This window comes from Chloroflexota bacterium, from assembly GCA_026710945.1.
Classification (GTDB): domain Bacteria; phylum Chloroflexota; class UBA11872; order VXOZ01; family VXOZ01; genus VXOZ01.
In genome coordinates, this window is sequence record JAPOQA010000065.1 from 16,240 (window position 1) to 42,470 (window position 26,231).

A 26,231-nucleotide genomic window follows, 5' to 3' on the forward strand; every position below is an offset into this window, starting at 1 on the left:
AATTGCCCTCAGCCCACAGCCCCGGACTTTGCCAATGTGCAGCGGTACTTTCCGCTATTATGGTGCTAGTTGGCGCAGAAAAAATCCGAAGACAACGACGCCCGATGAGAGCTTAACAACGGATATTCGGAGCTAAAAAGGATTTTGCAATGGTACGAACTGAGCAGAGTGCAGCGTTGTTTGCTGAGGCTGAGGCATACGCCCCGGGCGGGGTACATACGTCAATTCGCAATGTGGAACCCCGGCTGGTCTTCAACCGCGCCGAGGGCGCCCGCATCTGGGATGCTGACGGCAATGAATACCTAGACTACCACGCCGCCTTCGGTCCTTTCATCTTAGGTCACGTGCATCCCATAGTCGTTCAACGCGTTGAAGAAGCGCTGTGGGAGACGGACCTTTACGGCGTCGGCGCCACGCCGCAAGAAATCGCGCTCGCCAAGAAAGTCGTTGAGCACGTACCTTCAATCGAGCAAGTGCTGTTCACGAATGCCGGCTCGGAAGCGACGTTTCACGCGCTACGCGTCGCCCGCGCACACACCGGCCGTGAGAAGATTATAAAATTTCAGGGCTGCTACCACGGCTGGCACGACGCCGTGCTGCGCAATGTCATCAGCACACCGGACATGATCGGGAAACGCGACTTCCTCTCGGCGGGGATGATGGAGGAAACTGCTGACGCCACGCTCATTTGCACCTTCAACGATGCAGATGAGGTAGAGGACACGATTAGAGCGCACGAGGGCGAAATTGCCGCCATCATCGTGGAGCCCATTCCGCATAACATCGGCTGTGTGCGCCCGGAGCCGGGCTTCTTGGAGGCGCTGCGCGCATTGTGCGACGCCCACGGCATTGTTCTCGTGTTTGACGAGGTGATCACCGGCTTTCGCCACGACCTCGGCGGCTTTCAAAAGGTCGCAGGCGTCACGCCGGACGTCACCACGTTGGGGAAAGCCATTGCCAACGGCTTCCCGCTGGCAGCGGTCGGCGGCAAGAAGGAGATCATGTCGCGCTTCAACACGACCCCCGGAGGCGATACCTTCTTTGCCGGCACCTACAACGGTCACGCCGTCGGCACTGTGGCGGCGCTTGCGACCATTGAAATCATGGAAACGCAGGGAGTGCACGAGGAAATCTTCCGTCTCGGGGACCGCATACGTACTGGATTGTCAGAAGTCATGACAGATGCCGGCATTCCTGCCGTTGTCGAGGGATTCGGCTCCGTATTCGTTACATACTTCATGGATGGCCCAGCGCGCAATTTCACGGATCTCTTGCAAAACGACGCAGAATTCTTCATTCGCTACCGCCAAGAGTGCATCAAGCGGGGCGTATTCAAGCTGCCCATGAACATCAAGCGTAATCATATAAGTTTCGCTCATACGGATGCGGATATCGATCGGACGCTCCAGGTGGCGGAGGATGCCATCCACACGCTCTTGCGTCAAGGTGTAAAGCCGGAGCCGAGTGAAGTGCTGGCATTGACGTAAGCACGATACAACCTGGCCCCAGATCCGTGTAGATCACGTCCTGTATATCCCTTTGACCGTGGATGATGGGCCGGAATCCGTCAAGACCGTCGCAAGCGGCGTGTGCACGGCATTTGTTACAGAACCGCTACTCGCGGATTCAATGACGAACCCTGTAGGTCTCAAACGAGGAGAAGCATAGTGCCAACCCCTACCGACACCTTCACCCCTCAGCCAATCACTGAGATTGCCAGCCGACTTGGCTTGCAGACCGATGAGTTCAACAGCTACGGGCCGCTTATGGGCAAGGTACGCACCCAGGTGTTGGAGCGCCTCGCGGACAAACCGGACGGCAAGCTCATTCTCGTCACGGCAATCTCTCCCACGTCCGCCGGAGAAGGCAAGACCACTGTCACGGTCGGTCTCGCGCAAACGCTCTACAGCCTGGGTAAGAACGCCCTCTCGTGCACGCGTGAACCGTCGCTCGGTCCGGTATTCGGCATAAAGGGCGGCGCAACCGGCGGAGGCAAGGCGACGTTGGAACCGTCGCTCGAGATAAACTTGCACTTTACCGGTGATTTTCACGCCATCACCGCCGCGCATAACTTGCTCGCCGCCATGCTCGATAACCACCTACATCAAGGGAATAAGCTCGGCATCGATCCGCGGCGCGTGACCTGGCGGCGGACGATCGACATGAACGACCGGGCCTTGCGCAACATGGTCATCGGCCTGGGCGGCAGGACGGAAGGCGTGCCGCGCGAGAGCGGCTTCGACATCACACCCGCTTCGGAGATCATGGCGATCCTCTGTCTATCCAGCGATCTCGCCGATCTTAAGGAGCGTTTAGGTCGGATCGTCGTGGGCGAGACGTTCGACCGCAAGCCGGTTACGGCGGCTGACCTCAATGCACATTCCGCCATGACGGTCTTGATGCGCGAGGCCGTGCATCCTAACCTCGTGCAAAACATGGCTGGCGGGCCCGCGCTTGTTCACGGCGGACCCTTCGGCAATATCGCCCACGGCTGCAATTCCATCATTGCGACGCGGGTGGGCTTGAAGCTCGCCGACTATGTGGTCACAGAGGCCGGATTTGGCACCGATCTCGGCGCGGAGAAGTTCTTCAACATCAAGTGCCGGCGCGCCGGACTTGCGCCGTCAGCGGTTGTACTCGTGGCCACGATTCGGGCGCTCAAGCTTCACGGCGGCGTGCGACCCGCCGACTTGGAAACGGAAAATACGGCCGCACTCGCAGCCGGCCTCGCCAACCTGCAGAAACATATCGAGAACATCAAGAAATTCGGCCTGGACGTTGTCGTCGCGCTGAACCGGTTTCCCTCGGACACCGCCAATGAGATGCGCACCGTTACGGAATTCTGTAAGGCCGAGGGCGTGCCCGTCGCGGATACAGACGTCTTTGCGGGCGGCATTGACGGCGGCAAGGCCTTAGCGGAAGAAGTGCTCAATCTGGTAGAGGGGGCAAAGCCGAATACCTTCAAGCTCCTGTATCCCGATGACATGCCACTTAAAGACAAGATTGCGACCGTCGCCAGAGAGATTTACGGCGCCGCCAGAGTGAATTACGCCCCTCCAACGACCACGGTGCTGCGCCAGCTTGAGCGCCGCGGCTTCAAGCACCTGCCTATCTGCATGGCCAAGACGCAGTCGTCGTTCTCCGACAACCCGCGTTTAATGGGCCGGCCTGAGGGCTTTACGATTACGGTACGCGAGGTCAAGCTCGCTGCCGGGGCAGGCTTTGTTATTCCATTGACGGGCGACATCCTCACACTTCCCGGTCTGCCGGCAGAACCGGCCGCAGACGGGATGACCATCGATGAAGCGGGGAACGTCAGCGGCCTCACCTAATCCAGGTTCTACATGTAGCAACCCACGTTCCGAGCGTGGGGCAGCCACTACATAGTCTGGGCCGGAGGACGGGAAATACCCCCTCTCGCCGGAAGACCTACATTCAACCCTCGTCAACCGGTGGGCAGAGTTCTCTCTCCCGGCAAGAACGTCCGCTAGACCCAGACCAGCCGCCAAGATTTCTCCTTCTGCCTTGGGAGACTTTTAGAATAGTTCGGTCGGAGACGCAATAGCTACACCCTCTCCCTGGAAAGGCCTTGGCGTAAATTCGGCCGGAGGCGCAATGATTACACCCTCTCCCTGGGGAGAGCTTTGCGCAACTCTAACGAGCACGCGGAATTGGGCTGGAACGGTGAAGATTCGCCCTCACCCTAACCCTCTCCCCCAGGAGAGGGAACCGGAGCGGCTCCATGTTTGCTCAGTTCCGTACTCTGCTCCCTCTCCCTGGGGGAGAGGGCCGGGGTGAGGGGATCTCTGCTAGTTCTGTCCTTCGTACCTGTAAGACCCATGCGCAAATGTTCTAAATTTGCAAGATGCTCCCGGACCAAAGTTTGGGAAAAAAGACTGTGCCCCTATCTGTAACTGACGAACCAAATCTAGTAACAGCACAAAGCCGCATGGAGTCTAGAAGAGGCTGAGTTGATCGGAATCGGGCTCATCTGTCGCCGGTGAGGCGTCCTCGCTCTCCGTCTCCTGCCCGGCGAAGTATCCTTGCGCGTGCAGTTCGTTGAGGCGCTTGGCGACGTCGGGTAGCCTCTGAACGTCCTCGAACAACTTGTGCTTGATGGCGGTGGCGCGCAGGCCGGCCGCGGGGTGGTAGAACGGCACGTAGGCACGGCCGTCGGCGTATTTCGGCTCGCCGTGTATGGCGGAAATCTTGGCGCCGGGAAAGAACCGCGCCATGGAATAGCGGCCAAGCGTGACGACAATGCGGGGGTTGATGGCGGCAATCTGGCGGTCGAGGTAGCCGTTGCACGCCGCGATTTCGTCCAGCTGGGGATCGCGGTTGCCCGGCGGGCGGCACTTGACGACGTTGGTAATGAACACCTGCTCCCGCCGCAAACCGACGGCGGCCAGCATCTCCTCCAGCAGCTTCCCCGCCTGGCCGACAAACGGCCGCCCCTGCCGGTCTTCGTGAAACCCCGGCCCCTCGCCGATAAACATGATGCCGCTCTTGATGGCGCCTTCGCCCGGCACCGCCTTGGTGCGCCCTTCACACAGCCGGCACGCCGTGCACCGCCGCACCTCCGCGCCGATGTCTTCCAATACTTGCTCAGGGGTCTGCTCCGCCACCAGAAAACTCCGTCGCCACCAAGCGTGAACATGAGGATGATCCTGCATCTACACTACAGAATCTAGCCGACACTGAGCAAGATTTGGGAACGCGAGGACCTACTAGCCGTTCGTGCTGAGCTTGTCGAAGCATGAACGGCGGGGGCTTCTACTAGCTAAGAAGCTCTGGTTCACCCTTCGACAGGCTCAGGGCGAACGGGATTGGGCGCATTTAGGCGGTTTGGGTGCAGGCTTACTTGCCTCGTGGAGGCCATGGATCAGAGAGCCCCAAGACATCGTTTAGCGTCCGCGTCGGTTCTATTTTGTTGCGTGTTCCTGATTCCAATATCCATTCCGTAGCAAATGGGAACACCCCGCGCTTCATTGGGGCCATTGCCCGGGGATTGTGAACAAATTCCCAGGGTAATTGGGGCCGGCACAAATCCCACACACTGCCTTCAACATCAAAAGACTTGAAGAGAACTCCTGAAACGTGAACATTCTTAGGCTCCGTCGACGTACCAAAGAAACTCCTAGGGTCTCTGAAGGTATTCCTCCCGAACAATGCGTGAATGATCGCTTGCTCATGAGAGAACCATCTATGTCCTCCAACAACAAGGGCAAATTGGGAGTCAACGTTTCGATATTTCCAAGCTTTCTTCTTGGTAGCCTTGCTGAGTTGGATATCGACTCCTAGAACCCCGACTTTAATCGACACGCCTGGCTCACGAGTATCTAAACTGCTGGCATTCTCGCTCTGCGCGCCGTCAAAGTCTCGGTCAGATTCCTGGACGACTGTGCATTCCACGATAACCGTAGCATCTTGACAAGTCGCTGCATAGTCTGGTGTCTTGCCATCGACTTTCGGATCAGCTTCCACTTCGTACCCAATAGCGCAAAGGATTTCGTGAGTTACTAACTCTAATAATGCCCCAGTATGTTGACGATCATCGCTGCAAAACATACTGCGAATGCTTTTCCTCTTCCTTTCGGGAATCCTTGCAAACCAGATTTCAAGCGTTTCCCGAACGACTTTCACTTTGTCCCAAGCCGAACGATTCAGAAAATCGAAATGCGGTTCACCCTTGTCAGGGTAGCCCATGTAAGTACGTTCTTTGGGATCAAAGAGACAGTCCTTAGCAACCATTGCCCTATCGCCTTCTGCTTTTTGGCGGCACTCCTTCAATCAGACTCTCATACACTTCCAGAATACCGTAGAGCACCGTCGCTTTTGCCGAGTCCACTGCCAAGCTCTATCGCTGTCAACAGTTACCACAACGGAGATTGCGGTAATGCTCGCATGAAGAATCCCCTTACTCAACAGTGCCGCCTAGACACTGATATTGATAGCCATCACTTAGCAACACCCACTCTCTCAGTTCATCACTGAACCACGCCCACATGAGACTGTTATTCGTCCGCTCCACACGGTTGGGATTGCTCTTACCATTGCGCCCGTACCAGTCATACCACCGTCGCGCTGAAAGCCTGAATGCATCGACTTCCTCTTGGAGACACTCCGCTGGTGTAGCTTGCCGTTGGCCCCCTCTCCTCGCGTGCGACGCAACATGATACGCCTCGTGAACAAGCACCGAGGCGAGCACCTGGTTACTGTATCCCCTTAACTCTTCGCTAATGGTAATAAGGTTCTGTGAAGGCGAGTAACTGCCCCATCCCCCAACACGCCCAAACACCACCTCTGTTCCTGCTTCAACAACCGCGTCTACCGCCCACCTACCGATTTCGGATTCGTCCCATAGAGCTGTCACAAAAGCATCCGCAAGGTCTGGATCAATATGTGGCGCGGGACCGTGGGTTTCGCATTGCTCCCTGTAGTGTGTATTCATCCAGACGTTCCTCGAGTTTTGCGTACGTAGCCAGCTCAGGCCATTGTTGGCCCATTGCTCAACTTTTGTGGGGTTTTGTTTGCCGCTAGTTCCGAACTTCTCCAGCCACCACTGAGCCTGAAGCCTCTCTCTACTTACCTCTCGATTCATGCATTCTTCCCAGGAGCCTGAGTTACCTTGTTCAACGTAGACACTAATTGCCATCGCCGGCCAGATGAGCGCATGCGCAAGCGCCTCTGGACTCTCACCGCGGTACTCTTGATTGATGGTGATGCGCCGAGGTGTAAAACTCACCTGACTACTCGAACCATCCAACGGGCCGAATACTGCGCTTGCCCCCGATTGAAAAAATTTATTGGCAATGTCCCTCCCGGTTCGTGTGCTGCGCAATACCTCAAGCGCATGGCCTAAGACGGGGTCGATAGTCCGTTTAGGGGTTGGCGTGGGAGTTGGCGTGGAAGGTGTACCGAATTGGTCACAGATTGTATCCATCGCCAGAGTTCTGCGAATGCCGTTATCGAGATGTGCGGCCAGGACGGCGTTTGCGAACTCTTCCTCCTCTGTGGGGCTCTGCTTGCCGCGGGATCCGTATGTCTCTAGCCAATACTTAGCCGACTGGGTATAGGCTTCCACTCTTCTGCTCATACACTGTTCCCAGGATTGCGGCTGGCCGAAATCAACCACTGACGCCATCAGCACAGTCGGATAGATCAACATGAAAGCCTGCATTTCGTAACTCTCGCGTCGGTAACTTTCATGGAGACGGATGCTGGGAGGAATCTCAGACCACGAGGTTAAGTTGCTACCATCTGTACCGAACTGGACGCTTGCGCCTAAGCGCACGAACGTGTTTGCGACTTGGTTCCCGGTATGCGAACGGCGCATGATGTGATACGCATGGGCAAGCGTTGGATCTAGAGATGGCTGTGGGAGAGCGGTGGGAGCCGGACCGGGGGTTGGCGGCGGGGTGTGAATATGGTCGGCCTCCCACTCGAAGCGCTCGGTGTTCAAGCGCTGAACAAGTCCATTAGGACCGTTGATCCACGTGCGGTAGCCATCTGTGAACGCAGTCCAATTGTCGGCTTTGCGCCAGGCCATGAGACCGCCGGTGGTGTGTTGATTGCTATCGCCGATAGCGTTGTAGAATTCATTCTCCAAGCACTCGCCTACAATGTCGTGTCCGATAAGGTCGCGAAGCGCCTTGAATCCCAAGCGAAACTCACAATCCGCGGCGCGAATCGGAGTCCCGGCAAAAAACGTTAGGGCTACACCCAACAGTATTCCCGCTATCAACACCCTCATTTGCCCACTCCCTCTCCTCAACCCACAGCCGATGAGTTTACATCCATGCTATTGCTCGCCAATGGCCTATCAGTATAGCTAGATCAGTTGCACCTTACCATAAACTAGAGCGATACTACCGTTATCTAGAACACTATATGTAGTAGTAGAAAAGCCAAATTTCTCACGGGACGCTGCAAATTACCGCGAGAGCTCTGCTAGTAGCTTGTTCTGAGTGTTGTCGTGTCCTGCCTACGCCGCTGCAAGTACCTGCAATTTTGAATTCAGATTGTGGATGGCAAGTTGCACGCTCAATCCTTTCAAGCACGGAGTCTTGTCACTGACTTGTAGCTAGCGGACGCAGGGCGCCAGTGGCTGTCAAAAGCGCAATGGTGGCGCCAAGCGATGAGGGCCTAAATCGACACTTAGACTATGATTTCGAAGTATCAACCTTTGTGGCATACTTGCAGTGTTAGCAGAGATTTTGACAGAGATAAGCGAGCGTGGCTCGTGGCTACGACTGAGGAACGGCTGGCCCGCATCGAGGGTGGCTATGAACACATGGCCACGAAGGCTGACATTGCCGCGACGAAGGCCGACATTGCCGATACCAAAGCCGACATTGCAGTGCTCGATGCGAAGGTTGAAGCCATTAGGGGCGAATTGCGCTTGCACAGATGGGCGCTTGGGATCGTCATCCTGGCCCAGCTTGCAATCATCGGCCGCGTGTTCGAGATCATACCCTCTGGCTAGGCTGCAAATCCAGCTTTCGTGCCGGACTGCAATCGGCCCTGTACTCACCACATCCTCGTCCCCGACAAACGCTTGAATCCAAAGGCGCTCGTGCCTCACAAAGCTGCACGAGCGCCTTTCTGCGTACCTCTTTTGGGTTTCGACGTGTTTTGCTTACGCCGTTGCCAACACCGACAGGTTCGGATCCAGCTCGTAGGTGCCCAGCAGTTCGCGGAGGGTGAGGGCAAAGTCGTCGGGGACGGGGATCAGGGGCAGGCGGTGGCCGCCGGCGTTGAAGCCGGAAAGGTTGAGGCAGGCCTTGATAGCGGCCGGACTGGCGACCGGTGAAATCGGCGGGAAGATCGATGTGAAGAGCGGCATCAGGTGCTGGTGCAGCCCGCCGGCAGCCGGAATGTCGGACGCCAATGTGGCGTTGATCATCTTCTTGATCTGCAGGCCGATCACGTGACTCGCCACGCTGATGATGCCATAGCCGCCCATGCACATGATGTGGTACGTATCGGAGTCGTTGCCGCTCCAGACACGGAAGTCGTCGGGCGTCAGGCGCAGCACGTCGGAAATCTGGCCCAGGTCGCCGGAGGCTTCTTTTACACCGACGATGTTGTCCACCTCGGCGAGGCGCGCGGTGGTCGCGGCATCCATGTTGCGCACTGTGCGGGTGGGCACGTTGTAAACGATGCACGGCAGCGACGTGCTGTCCGCAATCGTTTTGAAATGCTGGTAGAGGCCCTCTTGCGGAGGGTTATTGTAATACGGCACCACGAGCAGCAGGCCGTCCACGCCCAGCGCTTCGGCCTCCTGCGAGAATGCCACACTTTCGCCAGTATTGTAGTTGCCGGTACCCGCGATCACGGGCGCGCGTCCGTCCGCCGCAGCCATGACGGTGCGGTAGCACTCCAACTTCTCCTCATGGGAGAGCGTGGGTGATTCCCCGGTAGTGCCGGTGACAAGCAGCGCGTCCGAACCGCCTTCGATGAGCTGCCCGGCAAGACGGCCGAGTTGGTCGTAGTTCACCGAACCATCGTCGGCAAAGGGCGTGACCATCGCCGTAATGAGTCTCCCAAGCTCTTTGCCTGCCATGTGTGCGCTCCTTCTCAAGGCTGATAGTCTTTTGGATTAGTTTACCTTACGCTAAGGGCATTGTCACACGTTTCTGCTGTCAATAGAAGCCTCAACGCTTGCGGTATTCTTCGTGCGCAGAGCATCGCGCACAGTGCCTCTGCTCCCTCTACACTCTCCCACTGCAAGCCTCTGCCAATCTATGCTGGACCGGTTGTGTTTGGGCGGGTAAAACGGGCTTCCTCTCGCTCCGGCCCTTATCCTGGAGAGAAAGGGAGCGGTTCAAGCGCCAACCCTGGTTGCGCATCAGACGGGAAGTCCGCGCATGCCCCCGCACCTCGCTGCGTAAGTGTCCACCGGGAGAAAGCCGAGCTGACTACGTACTTGAATCGGGGGTGGGAGAATCCCCGCAGTTCAGGCTTTTCTCGCCGCCTTCGCATGGCTGCACATTGGGCATCTGAAAACGAGGCGCTATCGTCACAGCTTCAATACCCCAGCCATGATCGAGCTACGCCATGGTATCCAGCGGGGACAGTACAACCCGCACCTCATTCCTCAAACCTGGCCATGCTCGGCCGAGGATTGCCCTCTAGACGCCAACACCGGCTTGTGCTGCCGCCAACGCCGCGTGGCAGGCTGCCACGTCCGTGTCCGCGTTATAGAAGTGCGGGGAAATGCGAACGCGCCCTTCTTTAGCCCACACGTGGACTCCGGCGGCGTGCAAGGCATCGCCAATCTGCTGGTAGCGCGGAGATTCGAACGAGACAATCCCGGCCCGCTGCGCTGGGTCCCGCGGTGTCAGCGGCGTAATCCCTAACCCAGCCAAGACATCGTGCACCTGACCCGAGAGATCGAGTACACGTTCAGTGATGTACGGCATCCCCACTTGGTTCAAGAAGCCCAGCGCCGCGTACAGCGTGTAGACCGCCGTATAATCGAGCAAGCCGGTCTCGAAACGCCGTGCGTCGTCGTGGAAGGTGTAGTCGAGGGTGTTGATAACGGAGGGAGGGTTCACCGTACCGCGCCAACCGGCATAGAAGGGCTGCAGCACATCGAGGCGGTCTTGGCGGCAGTAGAGAAATGCCAGCCCATGCGTTGCAAGCAGCCACTTGCGGGTGCAGGCGGCGATGAAGTCCACGGCGCCGACTTCCAACGGCACCGCCCCCACCGATTGGGAGGCATCCACCAGCAGCAGCGCGCCGTGGGCGTGGGCGCAGTCTGCCACTGCATCAAGGTCCGCCCGGTAGCCGGATCGATAACTAACGTGGCTGATGACCACGAGCCGCGTGCGATCATCCACATGCTCGGCGATGGCTGCGGGGGCTACCACACCATCGGTGTGGCGCACCAAGCGCACCTCAACGCCAAAGCGCCGGCCGAGGTGCAAGCACGCGATGATCGAGCTGGGAAACTCCAGGTCGGTGACCACCAGATTATCGCCCGCCTCCCAAGGCAGGCCGATCAGAATGGCGTTGACGCACTCGGTGGTGCTGGACAACAGCGCGATCTCTCCCGCACTGCACCCAATGAAAGCCGCGACGCGCCGACGGCAATCGGCTTCGACCTGCTGCATTTCGGTGGGCGTGATTGCGCCTTGCAGTTTTTCATCGGTGTACTGGTGCAAAGCACCAGCCACCGTGCGCCCCATACACGACCCCGCCGCCGTGTTGAGATAGGTGCGACCACGCAGCCCGGGAAATTCATCGCGCCAGTCAGTCATTGTTCGTTTACCTAGGGGTGGCCGTATGTAAGCGAGAGGAGAGTTGCGAGCGTCGAGCACTTAGGTTGCAGAGTTGTACGCCGCAATAATCTCATCTATCCCAACTGCGGCTTCCCTAGCTACGTCCATAGGAATATGCGGCTTTAGCTCATTAACTCTTCGCGCTACCTGCCCAAGGGATCTTGAGTAGTCTTCCTTCTTCACGTAATAGGCAGTTCCGAGTTGCTCCAGATCTGTCACCGACTTAGAACCAAGGTGCTCTGCAACAAAATCGATCTTTTTGCGATGTTTCTCCACGGCGAATGACTGTCGCATTTGTAACTTCTCGCCTATCTCGGTAGTTACAAGGGTGGGTCCGTAAGGTATCGGGTTAGCGCGGATTTGCAATTGATAATCTGCCCGCATTGCTGTTAGTTCGTCTCGCAAGTCAAACGAAAAGGGACCATGCTTGTAGAGGATAAAGTCAAAACCAAGTGGCACGCGAGTGAGTTCTTGTAGAAGATAGACGGCTTTCTGCAAGTGAGTTTCGCCGCACCAACTTCCAGCGGTTTTCAGTTCGTCTGCAAGCGACAGCACTATTGCGTTTCTTCCAAGTCTACTCAATTGACTCATGGCTCTGCTCCTTTGCACTTTCTATGATATCCTTCCGATTTTCCTTAAGCCACTCGCGAGCACTATCTTGGATATTAGGGTCCACAAATACGTAGTCAATTGCAGCTTCAGGAAGGTTCTCAAGAATTTGTGATAGCGAAACTGACGATACGATCCTGCCGTCCCTACCCAATACAGGAAACTCGACAATCCCGCCACCTTTGCTATCCTGGTCTAGGCGAACATTCTCGGAGCCGAACTCTTCGCATGCGGCCCTATGAATTGCTGTTGCCGCGTCAATACCTTCACTAATGTCGTCAGGATTTCGTTGGTAGAGTTCTCTAAAGTGCTGACGTCGGATAATCCGATTTGGCAACACGCCTAGGTCGTTACTTTCTAATGATGCTTGGCGAAGAGCATGCATTACTTCTACGTCCGTCAATTTGAGCATGTCCTCTACTGAGATGGAGAACTGGCCACCAGGCAGCCATCGCTTAAGGAACTCTCTTAGATGGATGTCATAGATTCGTCGTACACGATGAAAATACACTTGTGAAAACATCGCGTATCTAGCAAGCAGCAACGCTTCTACGGAATGAAGACCGCCTTCCTCGACGCCCAAAGTAGGTTCACTTGACTGAATCTCAGTCTCTTCCGGCGCTGGAGGGAGAATCCGAAGCGTATCTATCAGTCTATAGAGGTCAAATCTACCGTATGCAACACCTGTATGATGGGAATCACGCAAGAGGTAGTCCATTCTGTCAGCGCCGAAAGCGTCTCCGACAATGATTTCTGCCAGAATGGCTTCCCAATCCGAAAAGGCCGAATCGATGAATTTGGCGCCTTCTTTGGCGCCAACGGCGAGTTTGGCAATATCATCCGTCCGCAAAGGCGGTGTTAGTTCTTGCCAGATGTCACGCATCTCTTGACTGCGAATGAACTCCACGGTTAGTCGTTCGTGGTTCCAGCCGTCCGGGAGCAACCCCTCCTTCTCGCCTGCATGAGAGAACGGCAGGTGTCCCAAGTCATGACAAAGGGCCGCTGCACGAACAACCTTGCGCCAGTACCGGAGTTCATCAGAATGTCTTAGTTCCGGCATTACTCTCCTGACCGCATCGTTCACGTTCTCCGGCTCTGTTACCACTCTGAATATTCTATCCGCCAGTTCCATCACACCTAGCGCATGTTCGAACCGCTTGTGGGTTGCACCCGGGTACACGAGGTGTGTCAATGCCAACTGGTTGACATGACGGAGACGCTGGAAGGGGCGTGAGTCAATTATCTTGCGTTCGTGAGAATCGAACTGAATGAACGTGTGAATAGCGTCTCGGATTTCGTGTGTATTCTTCACCATTAAAGTATTCACTTACTGCTAAGTGTTAAGCGCCTGCCACAGACTTTATTGTAGCAAGGAACTATAGTTCACAAGGTTTGCTAAATCGCAACGTGCCGACGGGCATGTTTCGCAACTCTGTTAACACGGCCAATTATAGATGCCGAGGTCGACGAATTACCTAGTCTTGTGCGCACTGTCTTTGGAGGACATTGTCCGGCGCCAAAATTGCTTGGTCACGTACCAAGTGTTAGTGTCCAGTGGTAATGAACCCTTCCACCGTGGTCCGGATTACTCTATGGCCCACCATGCTCCAAGTTGACGTTTTTATTCCTAGAGGGTGACTTCCCAGGAGCGAGCGATTTGACCCGAGAACAGCGGCTGAGTTCTATCGGCATTAGTTTGGCGCTCTTCCTGGCGGCGCTCGATCAGACGATTGTCACCACGGCGTTGCCGCGCATCACGGATGAGCTGGGCGGACTGAACTACTATGCCTGGGTCGTAACGGCGTACCTGCTGGCGTCGGTGCTGGGTCTGCCGCTCTTTGGTCGTCTTGTCGAGCTTTTTCCCGCCAAGTGGGTGCTGCTCGGCGCGGTGAGCGTCTTTCTCGCCGGTTCCATGCTCTCCGGCCTGGCGCCGGGCATCGAAGCATTGATAGCCTTTCGCGCCCTGCAGGGCTTTGGCGGAGGCGGCATCTTTGCCTTGGCCTTCACATTGATCGGCCTGCTCTTTACGCCCCGCGAGCGGGGGCGAGTGCAAGGCATGATGGGCGGTGTATTTGGCCTCTCAAGTGTGGCAGGTCCCTGGCTCGGCGGTTTCCTAACCGACCTGCTCTCCTGGCGTTGGATTTTCTATATCAATATGCCCCTCGGCATAATCGCCATCATCTTTCTGGTGGGCTTCATGCCGCAACTTCAGTCCGAGCAACGCGGCCGCTTCGACCTGCTGGGTGTCGTCATGCTCGCACTCTGGGTCGTGCCGTTGGTGCTCGCGCTATCCTTAGGCGGCACGAGCTACCCTTGGCTATCCGGGCAGATTCTCGGATTGACCGTGCTCGCACTGGCGGCCCTGCTCCTCTTTTTGTGGTGGCAACGGCGCAGCTTAGACCCGCTTATTCAACTCAAACTCTTTCAAATCAAGGTCTTTCGCTGGGCGGTGGTGGGAAGTTTCTTCTTCGGCGGTGCGTTTCTCGGCTCTGTGGTCTTCTTACCACTCTATCTCGTACATGTGAAAGGATTCTCGGCGACGAATTCCGGGCTCTCAATCACGCCGTTGGTGATGGGTGTCGTCATGGGAAGTATACTGGGGGGCCAAATTGCCAGTCGTTCCGGACGCTACAAGCTGCCGCTCATCACATCCATTTGCATCGGCGGCTTCGCGTTTGCCGCGTTTGCTTTCAACCTGCGTGTCGATACGCCGCTATGGCAGGTGATCCCACTCATGGTGGTGATCGGCCTCAGTCTGGGACCATCGCTGCCGCTCTATACGCTGGCCGTACAGAACGCCGTGCCCCGCGCCCGTCTCGGCACCGCTACCAGCACGTTGCAATTCGTGCGCCAAGTAGGCTCCACGGCTTCGGTCGCGTTGATGGGTACCGTGCTCGCAGCGACCATCACTGCAACTACCACCGAGCAAATGCCTGAGGTGATGGGCGGGCCATTAGGAGAAACCACATTGGGAGAGGGGAACAACAACGTGACAAACCTGGGTGCAGAGGTCCAGGCGCGCTTCGCGGCTCTTGAGCGGCAGTTCGTTGCGGCCCTGAATGGGGACGAGAGCGCACGCCAAACGCTGTTGTCGAATCCAGCACTACCGCCGGAAATCGCATCCCAGTTGCAGTCTGGCAGCATTCGCGATCAGGTGCGGACGGATTTGGCGCAGACCATCGCGCAGGTCGAGGCGGCACTCGCGGGAGACGCCACCGCCCGGAACCAAGCGCTGCAAAATCCGCGCATATCGGAAGAGCTGAAAGCGCTATTGCAGAGTCCGCCCGAGTCGGCCGATACTCGCGCAGAGGTCCTGAACACCCTCCGCGGGCGTTTGCAGGCTGAAGAAGAGACCATTGTTGGCGAGGTTGAGACACAGGTTGTTGCTCAAGTCCAGGCTCTGTTGCGCGATCGGGCGGCGGAGGTTGTCGACGTGCTCACGAGCGCGCTTAATACGGGAATTACGGCTGCCATACAGCGCGTTTACACATTTGCCGCAGCCTTGACTCTTTTCAGTTTCGTGGCGGCGTTGCTCATTCCTGACGCGGAATTGGGAGGCACTCCAGGTGCCAGACGCGAAGACGCGGCACCGAACGCGTAGTCCCAATGCGGATAAGCATCACACAGTAGCGCCGCGCGGTTACGTGTGTCATCGAAGAAGCAGCCTGTCACTCCAGCGAGGGTGCCACACGCAGTAATCGCCGGCTGCCATCCTGCGCTACCGGCAAGCGTGGCGGCCCACGAGGCTGGGCGCACCGAGTGTGTGACCCACACGACTGAACCGAGGCAACGAGACAGCACACCATCCGGGCAATGCCTCACTGCATGCTCTGCCTCCAGCAGGAATCAGCGATGTTATTCCGGCGCGCTTGAGAGCAGTTGAAATACAAAATTGGGCCGGTGATGTGCCCTGGGTATGCTACAATTGACGTTGGAATTTCCCTGCCGACGTAGCTCAGTGGTAGAGCAATGGTTTCGTAAACCATAGGCCGCCGGTTCAAATCCGGCCGTCGGCTCCCAGAAGATCGACACTCTCGAGTGAAGCAGCGCATTCGCCGGACTCGTTGCGGAGCGCTGCTTATTTGTTGGCGATTGCATGGGTGTTGCTGCCCGGTCGTGGGCGACGCCACTCTAGAAGGCATCATGGTGTAACGCGTGTTCGTGGCTTTGTACGGGACGAGGGAACTGCGCAACCGCCGCTCTTCCGGCAGCGCTTTCCAACGGTAGCCAACCACTATGGGATCGTCGCAAGAAGCGAACCGCAATCCCGATGCGAGCATAGTTGCGCTCGTGCTTCTCTTGGCGCTGCTGTGGGGCGGCAACTCCGTTGCTATCAAGATCGGCTTGCAGGACATACCCCCGTTAGCGTTGGCCGGCTTCCGCTTCATCATCGGTCTGGCTGCGGTAACAGGCTGGGCGTGGTGGCAGCGCGTACGGATCAAGCTGGAACCCGGCGAACTTGTGCCCCTCATCTACCTCTCACTGATATTCCTGCTCCAGATCATCGCCCTCAACGTCGGCACGCACTATACCACCTCCTCCCGCTCCATCGTGCTTAACAGTACCTACCCGCTCTTTACCACCCTCTTTGCACACTTTCTCATCCGAGGGGACCGGCTCACCGTCCTAAAGACTCTGGGTATCTTGCTTGCCTTCGGCGGGGTCACCGTGACGTTCATGGAGAGCTTGAACCTTGCTTCAGGTGACTTTCTGATCGGTGACATTGTGGTGCTGGCAAGCGGCGGTCTGTTGGGTCTGCGGGTCGTCGCGACCAAGCGGCTCATACAGAGCATTCACCCATATCGCCTCCTGATTTGGTCGATGCTCTTCAGCCTGCCGTGGTTCTTCATCTTGAGCCTCGTCTTCGAGCAGGGCTGGGAGTATCGGATATCAGCATCCAGCATCACGGCAATCTTGTACCAGGGACTGGTGGTAGCGGGCTTTTGCTTTGTAGCCTGGACTTCGGTGCTGCAGCACTACCGCGCAAGTCGCCTCGTCGTGCTCTTCTTTGCGACGCCGCTCTTTGGCGTCGTGCTGAGCAACCTCCTCTTGGACGAGTCGCTCGGCCTTGAGCTCGTGTCGGGAGCCGTTTTGGTGGCAGCCGGAATATACCTCGTCAATCGGACCAAAGAGAAAGCTTAAGACAGAAGGCTTTCCGCGCACGTACCGCCACGGACGTATGCGCTGCACTTCAAGATCGCTGTCGGCGAAACCGCCTCGACAGACGAGCAAATGAGATAAGAGCGTGGTAGACGTCAGCGCCGCCAGCGCTTTGGCCAACTCCAGCGGGTAGCGCTACCGCCACCCACCACGCCGTCGGCCCCGAAGAACGCCGGTGAAACTTGGAAAACCTTCATGGTGCCGTGGAAACAGATAGGTGGTACACTAAATGTCCCATTCAGCCTTTTAACAGGTTACGTGAGCAGAAAAGCTCGGCCAATATCAGGCATAGTACTACGAATCTAGTATCATGGAAGTAGCACCAGAGAGTCATATGTCAATAAGACATAAATGGGAATTGCACGCGAGGCGACAGAATGACCGCAGAAATCGCGATCATGAATAAAGAGGCAGTTGCATTGGCTGCCGACAGCGCTGTAACGATTTCTCAAGGTAGTGCTCCAAAGATATTTGCATCTGCGAATAAGCTATTCGCGCTTTCCCTTCACCATCCGATTGGAATTATGGTCTATGAGAATGCAAGCTTCATGGGAATTCCGTGGGAAACGGTCATTAAACTCTATCGAGCAAGGTTAGGGAATACCGCCTACCCCACCGTAAAAGACTACGCGGATGACTTCATAGGCTTCCTCCAAAGTGAGTCTACATTGGCGCCAGTTGAGAGCCAAGAGGTTTATGTCGCTCGGTTATTGGCTTCTCATTTTGCGCGTGTGGCCAAGCAGATTGAGGACCAGGTCGAAATTGAGATTCAGGATGAGTCTATAAGAATCTATGAAGAATTCGGGCGTTTATATCGTGAAGTGAAGGAAGACGTCTTAGCGTCCAACTATCAACGTTGGCGGAGAGCTGACTATGCTGTGGACATGGATTCTGCTACTGCGAACGCACTGAGAAAGCGGTATCGAGCAGTAATTAGAGAAACGAAGGGAGAGTATTTTGGCTCCGACTTGACACCTAAAACGTCAAGAATGGTTACGTTGCTTGCGGGCTGTGTATTGTCAAAATATGATGAGCAGGCCCTATTGCTCGAAAGCTCAGGCGTTGTTATTTCTGGCTTTGGTGAAGAGCAACTCTTTCCGTCCCTTAGTGCATTAATTGTCTCTGGAATCTCTGATGATCGGCTCAAGTATCGACATTTCGAGGGAAAGTCTTCGGACATTGGTATTCACAATGGGTCAGCGATCATCCCCTTTGCACAGGAAGAAATGGTTCAGTCATTCATGGTGGGAATTGACCCTGAATTTAGGGGTGTGTTGTTGGGTGCAGTGAATGGGATGCTGAAGGACTATCCAACTACCATTATTGACAATGTAAAGGGAATCACTGAGCAAGAGAGGAAGCGTCTCAGGGATGACACTGCAAAGGCATCCCTGAGGATATTCGAAGAATTCCTTGGAAAGCTTAATGACATTGGTCGCACAACGTTTATTGCACCCGTGATAAACACCGTGGCGAGCATGCCCAAAAGCGAGTTGCCGGCGGTAGCGGAAGCTCTGGTAAACCTCCAATCGTTCAAACGTAGGGTATCGCAAGAACAAGAGACAGTGGGTGGGCCGATTGACGTGATGCTAATATCAAAAGGGGATGGCCTAGTTTGGATAAAACGCAAGCATTACTTTGAGCGCGATCTCAATCCGCATTACTTCCAATCAGTTTCTAAGGAGGAGCGCAGTGGCAAGAGAGCTGGGCAACAAAGGGACACCCGCGCGCAGAATGGGGGAGAGAGAGAACAGCGTGACACCCTTCACGGTGAAGGAGAGAAGCGAAGCAAAAGCTGAGGATCCAAATGCACTCGGCGAACAGATAGCAGAGGAACTGATAGCAATCGCTAAGCAGATCTTGCCCCCTGCTACAACAGAAAGTCAATAGGTAGCGGATCTCCTTATCAGTCCGCGCGTTGGAAGATGAGCGTGGCGTTGTGGTCGCCGAAGCCGAAGGAGTTGGAGAGTACATAGTGCAGGGGGGCGTCGATGGTCTGGTCGAGCACGTAGTTGATGCCGTTGCAATCCGGGTCGATGGTCTCGGTGTTGATAGTCGCGGGCACCTTCTGCTCCTGCAGCATCTTGACGCAGGTGACCGCCTCGAATGACCCCGCGGCGGCGAGCATGTGTCCGGTGCTGGACTTCGTCGCCGAGACGTACGGCCGATCGCCAAACATCTCGCGCAGGGCGGCCGCTTCCACGCGATCGCCGATGACGGTGGAGGTCATGTGCGGGTTGATCGCGTCGATGTCTGTAGCTGCCAGGCCCGCCATTTCCAGTGCAATCTTCATGGTCTGCACCTGGGCGTCGCCGTCCGGTTCCGTGCGTCCGCCGGTGCCGTTCGTGCAGCCGTACCCAACAAGATACGCCAAGATGGGCGCGCCGCGGGCCTTGGCGTCGGCTTCCCGTTCCAAAATCATGGCAGCGCCCCCTTCGCCGATCACGAAACCGTCGCGGTCCACGTCGGCTGGGCGGCTGGCGTGCTTAGGATCGTCGTTGCGACGGCTCATAGGCCCGCCGCGCGCCGCAAAAATTGCCGTAATTGTGGGCACAACCACACCGTCGGACCCGCATGCCACCATGATGTCGGCGCGATCCGTGTGCAGCATCCACATGGCCTCGCCCATGGCGATCGTGCCGGTGGCGCAGGCGACGGAGGGCGTGAAGTTTGGGCCGCGCGCGCGAAATGCCGCCGCGATGAGCGCAGTAGCCGCGTTGGGCATGATGCGCAGTACCTCGCTGGGTAGGAACGACGCGAACTCGCCACGACCGGTGCGCTGAGAGGCCTGCTCCACTGTGCGAGCGCCTCCCAGGCAGTTGCCGGAGACGACGCCACAGCGGAATTGCAACTCTTCGGGCAAGGGTAGCGGAAAACCGGCGTCCGCAATCGCTTCCAAGGCGGCAGCCAAGGCGTACTGGTGTGTGCGGTCCTGCCGGCGGGCGTCGTTGTAGATGCGGCGCGGCAGGCCTTTGAAGACAACGTTCGGATCAAAGCCATCGACTTCGCAGGAGATCCTCACCGGGAAGTCAGTGGCATCATACGTTTCGGTGGGGCCGGCGCCGGAAACCCCCGCACAGAGGTTTTCCCACGAATCCGCAATGCTCGTACCCAAAGGGGTAACGGCCCCAATTCCGGTTACCGCAATACGCGTATACTTCACCGAGTGCTCAATCCGTCACTGCCGTAGTCACGAACTCTTCCACGCTCTATACACCGACGGGTAGCCGCATGCTTTCAAACAACTGGCAGCATGAATACTGAATGCAATCTACATTATACTTGCCGACGCCATGTTCGGACAGGACGAGAGCTTACACCGGGAAGCGAGAGAACTCCTCGTCCTTCTCGTCGGCGGATTCCGCGTCGTCCAGGTTGAAGGGCGGATCGTCTCCGTCGTCTTCCAGCAGGTCGCCGGCGCTAACGAGCACATGACGCACGCGGCCCAAGCCTTCCGGTGGGGTAACAACCCCGCGTTCCTCGAGCGTATCCAAGATGCGGTTGGCCTTGGTGGCGCCGATGCCGAGCTGGCGCTGCAGGAATGAAGCCGAGGCATTGTCGTACTGGCAGACTAGGCGGATAGCCTGGCGCACCAGGTCGTCGTCTTTATTCTCCTGGTGGTTGGCCACGGCCTCCTCGAAAGACTTTTCCGGAATGTACTCCGGCGCGCCTTGCTCCCGCCAGAAAGCCACGATGCGGGCAATCTCGTCGTCGGCGAGGTAGGTACCCTGAATACGGGTGAGGCGGGTGGCCTCTTTCGGCGCAAAGAGCATGTCGCCCTGGCCGATGAGCTTTTCCGCACCCGCGCCGTCGAGAATAGTGCGCGAATCGGCCTGCGAACTGACTGCAAAGGCGATGCGGCACGGGAAGTTGGCTTTGATGAGACCCGTGAGCACGTCCACCGACGGGCGCTGGGTCGAGACGACCAAGTGGATGCCCACCGCGCGGGCCATTTGCGCCAGGCGGCAGAGGTATTTCTCCACGTCACCGGCCGCCGTCATCATGAGGTCGGCAAGCTCGTCGATCAGGATGACGAGGTAGTGCATCGGCTCCTCGCCGGCCTCTTGCTTGGCGGTGTTGTAAGTTTGGATGTTGCGGAAACCCTCCTGCGCCAGCACCTTGTAGCGCCGTGTCATCTCGTCGGCGGCCCACATGAGTGTCGGCACCACTTCGTCCAAGTCGGTGATGACAGGGCGCAGCAGGTGCGGGATGTCGCTGTAACCGATCATCTCCACCATCTTGGGGTCGACGACCAAGAAGCGCAGCGTCTCCGGCGTGTGCTGCATGAGCAACGAGCAGATGATGGCGTTCACGCACGCCGACTTGCCTGAACCCGTGGAACCGGCAATCAACAAGTGCGGCATGTTAGCAAGGTCCGTGACCCGTACGTCGTTGGCGACGTCGCGCCCAAGCGCCAGCGGCAGCATGCCCTTGTGCTCCGCAAAAGAGGGATCGGTCATAAACTCCCGCATCGTGACGATGGTGGTGTGCTGATTGGGAATCTCAATGCCGACGTACGGAAAGCCGGGTACCGGCGCTTCGATACGCACACTCGTCGCGGCGAGGGCGAGCGCCAGGTCGTTTGCGAGATTCACCACGCGACTCACCTTGATGCCTTGACCTAGAGTGAGCCGGTACTGGGTGACGGCCGGGCCCCGGATGGCTTCGGCAACCTCTGCCACCACTTTGAAGCTGCGCAACGCCTCCTCGATTATGAGGGCGCGTTGCTCGATTTCCTGAGTCGCTTCTTCTGCATCGTTCGTGTGCGCGGCGGGCGTGAGCAGTTCTGGCGGGGGCAATTGCCAGCGCGGGGCTGCGGCGGTCTCTTCCCCTTCCATTGCAGCGGCCATGTCCTCATCCGCCAATCCGGCCACGTTCAACAGGTCCAAAGAGTCGGAAGATTCAGCCTGATTCGGTGCATCTGCCGCCGCTTGCGGTATTTCCCGAGCGGTCTTCGCATCGGGAGCGCTTACGTTAGAAGCTACGCGTACTGCCACTGCGCGGGGTTTGGGCGTGTCCGGCTGTTCAGGTTCCGTGGCCCAATCGCCAATGCGATGGTACACGCCGACGGCTGCCGCCAAGAGCATTCCCAGGCCTTTGCCCACCAACCGCACCACGTACCATATGCCCACCAGCGCGCTGCGCATTCGCCCGAGTGAGATTGAAAAGGTGACAATCGTCGTGATGAGCAGCAAGGCAAAGAGAACGATTACTGCTCCCGCAAAACCGAGCGCGGTCGTGAGCGGTTTGAGAATTTGCAACCCGACGGCGCCGCCCACAGGATAGGCGTCCGCCATTTCCGGCGGGCCTGCTATTGCCTGTCCAAAAGCCGTCGCAGCGAGCACGAGCACCGCCAGCGCCGTGAGCGTTTCCCAACGCACATAGCGCTCTTGTGTGATGCCGTCGCGGATGAGCTGTATGCCGAGCACGATTGAAGCGAGTGCAGGCAGCGGCGCCATCCAGCCGAATAGGGTGACGAGCAACTCGTGCCACAATCCGCTCACTGTGCCGCTCGGCGATAGCAGCGCGATGACCGAGAGCAGGCCGATCACTATGCTAAGCACGCCAAAGACCTCTCGCCGCAGGGGCGAGGGCAGGCGCAGTGAAGGGAGAGGCAGACCGGACTTACGTGAAGACGACTTTTGACTTGCGGTGCTACGACGGGTTGCCATAGATAGACTCCTCATAGCGTGCAGAAGAAGGCGGGTACGGTGAAAGTCGAGTGCTAAGAATTCAGCGTGGGTGTGGGCACATGTTTGGTAGGGGAGAGTGGCACAACGGACGCAAACCCGTCAGGCGAAGTCCCGTACTAGAGGGTGCCTGCAAAGGCACCGTCAGGCACTGTCACCGTTCGCCCCACATTGCCCCGATATGCTGCACCGCGTACGGAGCAGGACAAATCGTGACACCAGGTGAACGGAACCAGCGATCCATAGCCGTTCGCCCTGAGCCTGCCTGTCCTAAGCTGGTCGAAGGGTCGAAGGGTGAACGTTGCTCTTGACCTACATTGGAGACCGTCCATACTTCGACAAGGTCTTCGCGAAGACCACTCAGTACGAACGGATTCTGCTAACCGGGCAGACAACCGCTCCGATTTAAGAAAGGTCAGACTTCGGTCACAACGGGGAGGATCATCGGTCTGCGGCGGGTCTCACCGTAAAGGAACGTTGACACCACGTCGCGGATACGATCTTGAACTTGGCGGATTTCGGCGCGGGGGCCGAGATCGGCCTCCAGACTATTATACAAGCGCTGCCGGGCTTTTTCAATCAGCATCTCCAGGCCCTCTTGCATGAAGCCCCGAGAGATGATGTCAGGACCCGATAGCACGTGGCCGGTCTCACGATCGATGGTCACCACCACGATGAAGATGCCATCCTGCGAGAGATGCTTGCGGTCGCGCAGGACGCTATGGCTCACATCCCCGACGCCAAGTCCGTCTACGAAGACATACCCAGCTTGCACCCGGTCAACCTTGCGTATTTCATCTGCGGTCAACTCGATGATATCGCCGTCTTCCGCTACGATGATGTTCTCCGTATCCACGCCGATCTCGCCCGCCAAGCGCGCGTGGTGCATAAGGTGCTGATAGCCGCCGTGGATGGGGATGAACGCTTCCGGTCGCAAGATGCTGAGGAGAGTCTTCAGTTCTTCCTGGGCGCCGTGCCCTGAGACGTGAACGTTGGCCACTTTGTCGTAGAGCACGTCCGCTCCCTGGCGAAAGAGCTTATCGATAGTCTTTGCCACCAATGCCTCGTTGCCCGGTATGGGACTGGCGGAAATGATGACCGTGTCGTCGGTCTCGACGTTGATCTGGCGATGGTCGCGGTTCGCGATGCGGCCCAAAGCGGAGGTCGGCTCGCCCTGGCTGCCCGTGGTAATGATGACGACCTCTTCTTTATTGAATTCGTGCAGGCGATCGGGGCGCACCAGCATGTTTGCCGGTACATCCAGGTACCCCAACTGCATTGCCATGTTTACGTTCTGCACCATGTTGCGCCCGGTCACGCAGATGCTGCGGTCGAATTCGTGGGCGGTATCCACCACCTGCTGCACGCGGGAGATGAGGGAGGCAAATGTAGTGACGATGATGCGGCCGCGCGCCTCCGAGAAGACCTCGGCAAAGCAATCGTAGATCACCCGCTCAGACGGCGTGTACCCAGGCCTGTCGGCGCGGGTGCTATCGGAGAGCAGCAGCCGCACGCCTTCCTGGGCGTACTTTGCCAGTCGCCAGATATCGGAGAGTTCGCCGTCCACCGGCGTATAGTCGAACTTGAAGTCGCCCGAATGCACCACCAGACCGACGGGCGTATAGATCGCCATGCCCACGCCGTCGGGGATGCTGTGGCACATGTGGAAGAATTCGAAGCGGAAGGGGCCGAGCGTAATCTGATCGCCGGGGGCAATCTCCCGCAATCTGGCCTGTTCCTCAAGGCCGTGCTCTTTGAGCTTGACCTCCAGCAGGCCGAGCGTGAGCCGCGTGCCATAGATGGGCGCGTTGATCGAGCGCAAAAAGTAGGGCAAAGAGCCAGTGTGGTCCTCGTGCCCGTGCGTGATGATGATGGCCTGGATGCGGTCCCGCTTGTCTTGTAAATACGAGATGTCGGGAATGACCAGGTCGATGCCCAGCATCTCGTCTTCGGGAAACATGACGCCGGCATCGATGAGGACGATGTCGTCGCCGTACTCCAGCACCATGCAGTTCTTGGCAATTTCGCCCAAGCCGCCCAGGGGAATGATGCGAAGCTTCTTATCGGCTGACATAGAGTAGGTAATATTCCAGTTGCGGATAAAACCGCGAGATTGAGGAGGTAAGTTTCTTTGGACCTCTACGATTGAGGCCTACAATCATGATGGACTTGCGCGTGCAGGGCGTCAAGGAAGGGGCAGCGCCTGAATGCGGCGCTGGCGTTCCTATACTATTGGGAGGGGATGAGTAGAATCTCGGTCGAGGTGATGGCGAAGCAGAGCTGCTTGCGGCGAGAGACGCGTTGTAAGCGCATGGAAAGTGACCCGCGCACGCATGACGGCAGTAACGATTCGACCGGCACGTGTAGACGATGCGCCGCGCATCCGCGAACTTGAACGCATGATCGCGGAGGCGTCGCTCCTAATTAATGGTGAAGTGCGCTCCAACATGTCGGCCAAAGATGCCGTCGGCGCGTCGGTCAATGACTCACTGTAAGTCGTGGCAGTAGCGGCGGACGGCAGCCGCCGTCCGGTAGCGGATGTGACTGGTGTGATTGCGCTCACTGTGCGTACCGGGAGCCCTACCCAACCACCGTACGTCCACGTCCGCGCCCTACCGCCGCCAGGGCATCGCTCTGCGGTTGGTGCGGGAAGCAGAGGCAAGGACACGGGAGCAGGGCATTCTGAGGCTTGTGCGACCGACGTGGCCGAGGGCAACCACGCTGCTCTGGCGTTCTTTCAGCGCGCTGGGTACTATGAGGAGCGTGGCATGTTGGTGAAGATTTCGGCAAGCAGCCAATCAGTGAGGACGTAGCATGAGGGCTTGGCCCCACTACGGATGGGATGCACACGGTGAAGGGAAGATGGATACCCGCGAACGCGGGAATGACGGAATTCGTACGGTCTTGCCTACCGTAGCGCGGGGGCTTGTCCCCCGCTCCCTATATCGGAAGAGGGAAGACGGGCAGCCACTCCGTCACTCCGGCGAAAGCCGGAGTCCAGGAGCTTTGCCATGCAGCCTTTAGGGGGCATAAAGAGGGACCAAAGTAAAGAACAAGCTACCGCCCCGTTCCTGATGCGGGGCCGGAGCCTTGGGAGTTCAGCGTTTGAACCGAAGAAAAATGCGCTAGAGTAATGCGGAGAAGATGGATTCGCTAGACTCACAAACGAAGTGCAACACTTTGCTAAGGTGTTGCCATGGGAACACAGTACAGTCAGCTTACCATTGAAGAGCGGTGTGAAGTGGCCCGACTTCACGCCGCGGGACACTCGTACCGGCAAATTGCTGCAGCTCTGGATCGCGCGCCATCGACGATTTCGCGGGAGGTAAAACGCAATGGGACTCAGAGTGACGGCTACCAAGCGGGGTATGCCGCCGAACAGGCATGGGCGCGGCGCTGGGGAGGCGGCAAGTTGGAACGGGATGACGTTTTGCGGGAGAAAGTGCTGGGGTACTTGCGACAGTGCTGGTCGCCGGAACAGGTGGCA

Annotated in this window: 19 protein-coding genes and 1 tRNA gene; 10 read left to right on the forward strand and 10 right to left on the reverse strand. The window is 57.4% G+C overall.

Features of this window, described 5'->3' with window-relative positions; genetic code table 11:
• The first annotated feature begins 149 nt into the window (after positions 1-149).
• Positions 150-1,487, forward strand: a complete 1,338-nt coding sequence (locus tag OXE05_13455) for a glutamate-1-semialdehyde 2,1-aminomutase (protein ID MCY4438323.1) — start codon at positions 150-152, stop codon at positions 1,485-1,487.
• Between the two features lie 180 nt (positions 1,488-1,667).
• Positions 1,668-3,332: a formate--tetrahydrofolate ligase gene (locus OXE05_13460; protein MCY4438324.1), complete on the forward strand. Its 1,665-nt coding sequence runs from the start codon at positions 1,668-1,670 to the stop codon at positions 3,330-3,332.
• 624 nt (positions 3,333-3,956) lie between these two features.
• Here OXE05_13460 and OXE05_13465 read toward each other — a convergent pair.
• From OXE05_13465 to OXE05_13475, 3 genes are all read right to left on the reverse strand, one after another.
• A complete protein-coding gene (locus OXE05_13465) occupies positions 3,957-4,625 on the reverse strand; it encodes a uracil-DNA glycosylase (protein ID MCY4438325.1) in 669 nt (222 codons plus the stop codon).
• A 232-nt stretch (positions 4,626-4,857) separates the two neighbouring features.
• The gene (locus OXE05_13470; GenBank protein ID MCY4438326.1) at positions 4,858-5,751 is read right to left on the reverse strand and encodes a hypothetical protein; all 894 of its coding nucleotides are present in this window, start codon (positions 5,749-5,751) and stop codon (positions 4,858-4,860) included.
• Positions 5,752-5,917: 166 nt separating this feature from the next.
• The gene (locus tag OXE05_13475) at positions 5,918-7,753 is read right to left on the reverse strand and encodes a hypothetical protein (protein ID MCY4438327.1); all 1,836 of its coding nucleotides are present in this window, start codon (positions 7,751-7,753) and stop codon (positions 5,918-5,920) included.
• Positions 7,754-8,242: 489 nt separating this feature from the next.
• On the opposite strand from OXE05_13475, the gene OXE05_13480 reads away from it, so the two are divergent.
• Positions 8,243-8,485, forward strand: a complete 243-nt coding sequence (locus OXE05_13480; protein MCY4438328.1) for a hypothetical protein — start codon at positions 8,243-8,245, stop codon at positions 8,483-8,485.
• 153 nt (positions 8,486-8,638) lie between these two features.
• Here the strand turns inward: OXE05_13480 and dapA are convergent, their stop codons facing one another.
• The 4 genes from dapA to OXE05_13500 all read right to left on the reverse strand — a co-directional run bounded on the left by dapA (position 8,639) and on the right by OXE05_13500 (position 13,209).
• Positions 8,639-9,565 (reverse strand): 4-hydroxy-tetrahydrodipicolinate synthase, encoded by a 927-nt coding sequence (gene dapA / locus OXE05_13485; GenBank protein MCY4438329.1) that lies wholly within the window; start codon positions 9,563-9,565, stop codon positions 8,639-8,641.
• A gap of 568 nt (positions 9,566-10,133) precedes the next feature.
• Positions 10,134-11,264 carry an aminotransferase class V-fold PLP-dependent enzyme gene (locus OXE05_13490; GenBank protein ID MCY4438330.1) on the reverse strand — a complete coding sequence of 377 codons (1,131 nt, stop codon included), beginning with the start codon at positions 11,262-11,264 and terminating at the stop codon, positions 10,134-10,136.
• A 60-nt stretch (positions 11,265-11,324) separates the two neighbouring features.
• Positions 11,325-11,876 carry a hypothetical protein gene (locus OXE05_13495; protein ID MCY4438331.1) on the reverse strand — a complete coding sequence of 184 codons (552 nt, stop codon included), beginning with the start codon at positions 11,874-11,876 and terminating at the stop codon, positions 11,325-11,327.
• Complete coding sequence (locus tag OXE05_13500; GenBank protein ID MCY4438332.1) at positions 11,860-13,209, reverse strand: HD domain-containing protein; 1,350 nt, start codon at positions 13,207-13,209, stop codon at positions 11,860-11,862. Before OXE05_13500 ends, OXE05_13495 begins: the two co-directional genes overlap by 17 nt.
• 342 nt (positions 13,210-13,551) lie before the next feature.
• On the opposite strand from OXE05_13500, the gene OXE05_13505 reads away from it, so the two are divergent.
• From OXE05_13505 to OXE05_13520, 4 genes are all read left to right on the forward strand, one after another.
• Complete coding sequence (locus OXE05_13505; protein ID MCY4438333.1) at positions 13,552-15,495, forward strand: DHA2 family efflux MFS transporter permease subunit; 1,944 nt, start codon at positions 13,552-13,554, stop codon at positions 15,493-15,495.
• 343 nt (positions 15,496-15,838) lie between these two features.
• Positions 15,839-15,910 (forward strand) — tRNA-Thr (locus OXE05_13510).
• A gap of 220 nt (positions 15,911-16,130) precedes the next feature.
• Positions 16,131-17,036 carry a DMT family transporter gene (locus OXE05_13515; GenBank protein ID MCY4438334.1) on the forward strand — a complete coding sequence of 302 codons (906 nt, stop codon included), beginning with the start codon at positions 16,131-16,133 and terminating at the stop codon, positions 17,034-17,036.
• Positions 17,037-17,431: 395 nt separating this feature from the next.
• On the forward strand, positions 17,432-18,853 hold the full coding sequence (locus tag OXE05_13520) for a hypothetical protein (GenBank protein MCY4438335.1): 1,422 nt from the start codon (positions 17,432-17,434) through the stop codon (positions 18,851-18,853).
• A 107-nt stretch (positions 18,854-18,960) separates the two neighbouring features.
• On the opposite strand, the gene OXE05_13525 is transcribed toward OXE05_13520, so the two are convergent.
• The 3 genes from OXE05_13525 to OXE05_13535 form a co-directional block, all read right to left on the reverse strand.
• Complete coding sequence (locus OXE05_13525) at positions 18,961-20,217, reverse strand: beta-ketoacyl-[acyl-carrier-protein] synthase family protein (GenBank protein MCY4438336.1); 1,257 nt, start codon at positions 20,215-20,217, stop codon at positions 18,961-18,963.
• 151 nt (positions 20,218-20,368) lie between these two features.
• Complete coding sequence (locus OXE05_13530; GenBank protein ID MCY4438337.1) at positions 20,369-22,726, reverse strand: DNA translocase FtsK 4TM domain-containing protein; 2,358 nt, start codon at positions 22,724-22,726, stop codon at positions 20,369-20,371.
• A gap of 433 nt (positions 22,727-23,159) precedes the next feature.
• A complete protein-coding gene (locus OXE05_13535; GenBank protein MCY4438338.1) occupies positions 23,160-24,818 on the reverse strand; it encodes a ribonuclease J in 1,659 nt (552 codons plus the stop codon).
• A 259-nt stretch (positions 24,819-25,077) separates the two neighbouring features.
• On the opposite strand from OXE05_13535, the gene OXE05_13540 reads away from it, so the two are divergent.
• The 3 genes from OXE05_13540 to OXE05_13550 all read left to right on the forward strand — a co-directional run.
• Complete coding sequence (locus tag OXE05_13540; GenBank protein MCY4438339.1) at positions 25,078-25,239, forward strand: hypothetical protein; 162 nt, start codon at positions 25,078-25,080, stop codon at positions 25,237-25,239.
• 3 nt (positions 25,240-25,242) lie between these two features.
• Positions 25,243-25,557: a hypothetical protein gene (locus OXE05_13545; GenBank protein MCY4438340.1), complete on the forward strand. Its 315-nt coding sequence runs from the start codon at positions 25,243-25,245 to the stop codon at positions 25,555-25,557.
• A gap of 383 nt (positions 25,558-25,940) precedes the next feature.
• The coding region (locus OXE05_13550; protein ID MCY4438341.1) for a helix-turn-helix domain-containing protein at positions 25,941-26,231 on the forward strand (291 nt) is incomplete at its 3' end.

Bases quoted from the DNA above. Each gene is read 5' to 3' on its own strand.
- OXE05_13455 (MCY4438323.1), top strand. From the start codon at position 150: ATGGTACGAACTGAGCAGAGTGCAGCGTTGTTTGCTGAGGCTGAGGCA.
- OXE05_13470 (MCY4438326.1), bottom strand. From the start codon at position 5,751: ATGGTTGCTAAGGACTGTCTCTTTGATCCCAAAGAACGTACTTACATG.
- OXE05_13475 (MCY4438327.1), bottom strand. From the start codon at position 7,753: ATGAGGGTGTTGATAGCGGGAATACTGTTGGGTGTAGCCCTAACGTTT.
- dapA (MCY4438329.1), bottom strand. From the start codon at position 9,565: ATGGCAGGCAAAGAGCTTGGGAGACTCATTACGGCGATGGTCACGCCC.
- OXE05_13490 (MCY4438330.1), bottom strand. From the start codon at position 11,264: ATGACTGACTGGCGCGATGAATTTCCCGGGCTGCGTGGTCGCACCTAT.
- OXE05_13495 (MCY4438331.1), bottom strand. From the start codon at position 11,876: ATGAGTCAATTGAGTAGACTTGGAAGAAACGCAATAGTGCTGTCGCTT.
- OXE05_13500 (MCY4438332.1), bottom strand. From the start codon at position 13,209: ATGGTGAAGAATACACACGAAATCCGAGACGCTATTCACACGTTCATT.
- OXE05_13515 (MCY4438334.1), top strand. From the start codon at position 16,131: ATGGGATCGTCGCAAGAAGCGAACCGCAATCCCGATGCGAGCATAGTT.
- OXE05_13520 (MCY4438335.1), top strand. From the start codon at position 17,432: ATGACCGCAGAAATCGCGATCATGAATAAAGAGGCAGTTGCATTGGCT.
- OXE05_13530 (MCY4438337.1), bottom strand. From the start codon at position 22,726: ATGGCAACCCGTCGTAGCACCGCAAGTCAAAAGTCGTCTTCACGTAAG.
- OXE05_13535 (MCY4438338.1), bottom strand. From the start codon at position 24,818: ATGTCAGCCGATAAGAAGCTTCGCATCATTCCCCTGGGCGGCTTGGGC.
- OXE05_13540 (MCY4438339.1), top strand. From the start codon at position 25,078: ATGACGGCAGTAACGATTCGACCGGCACGTGTAGACGATGCGCCGCGC.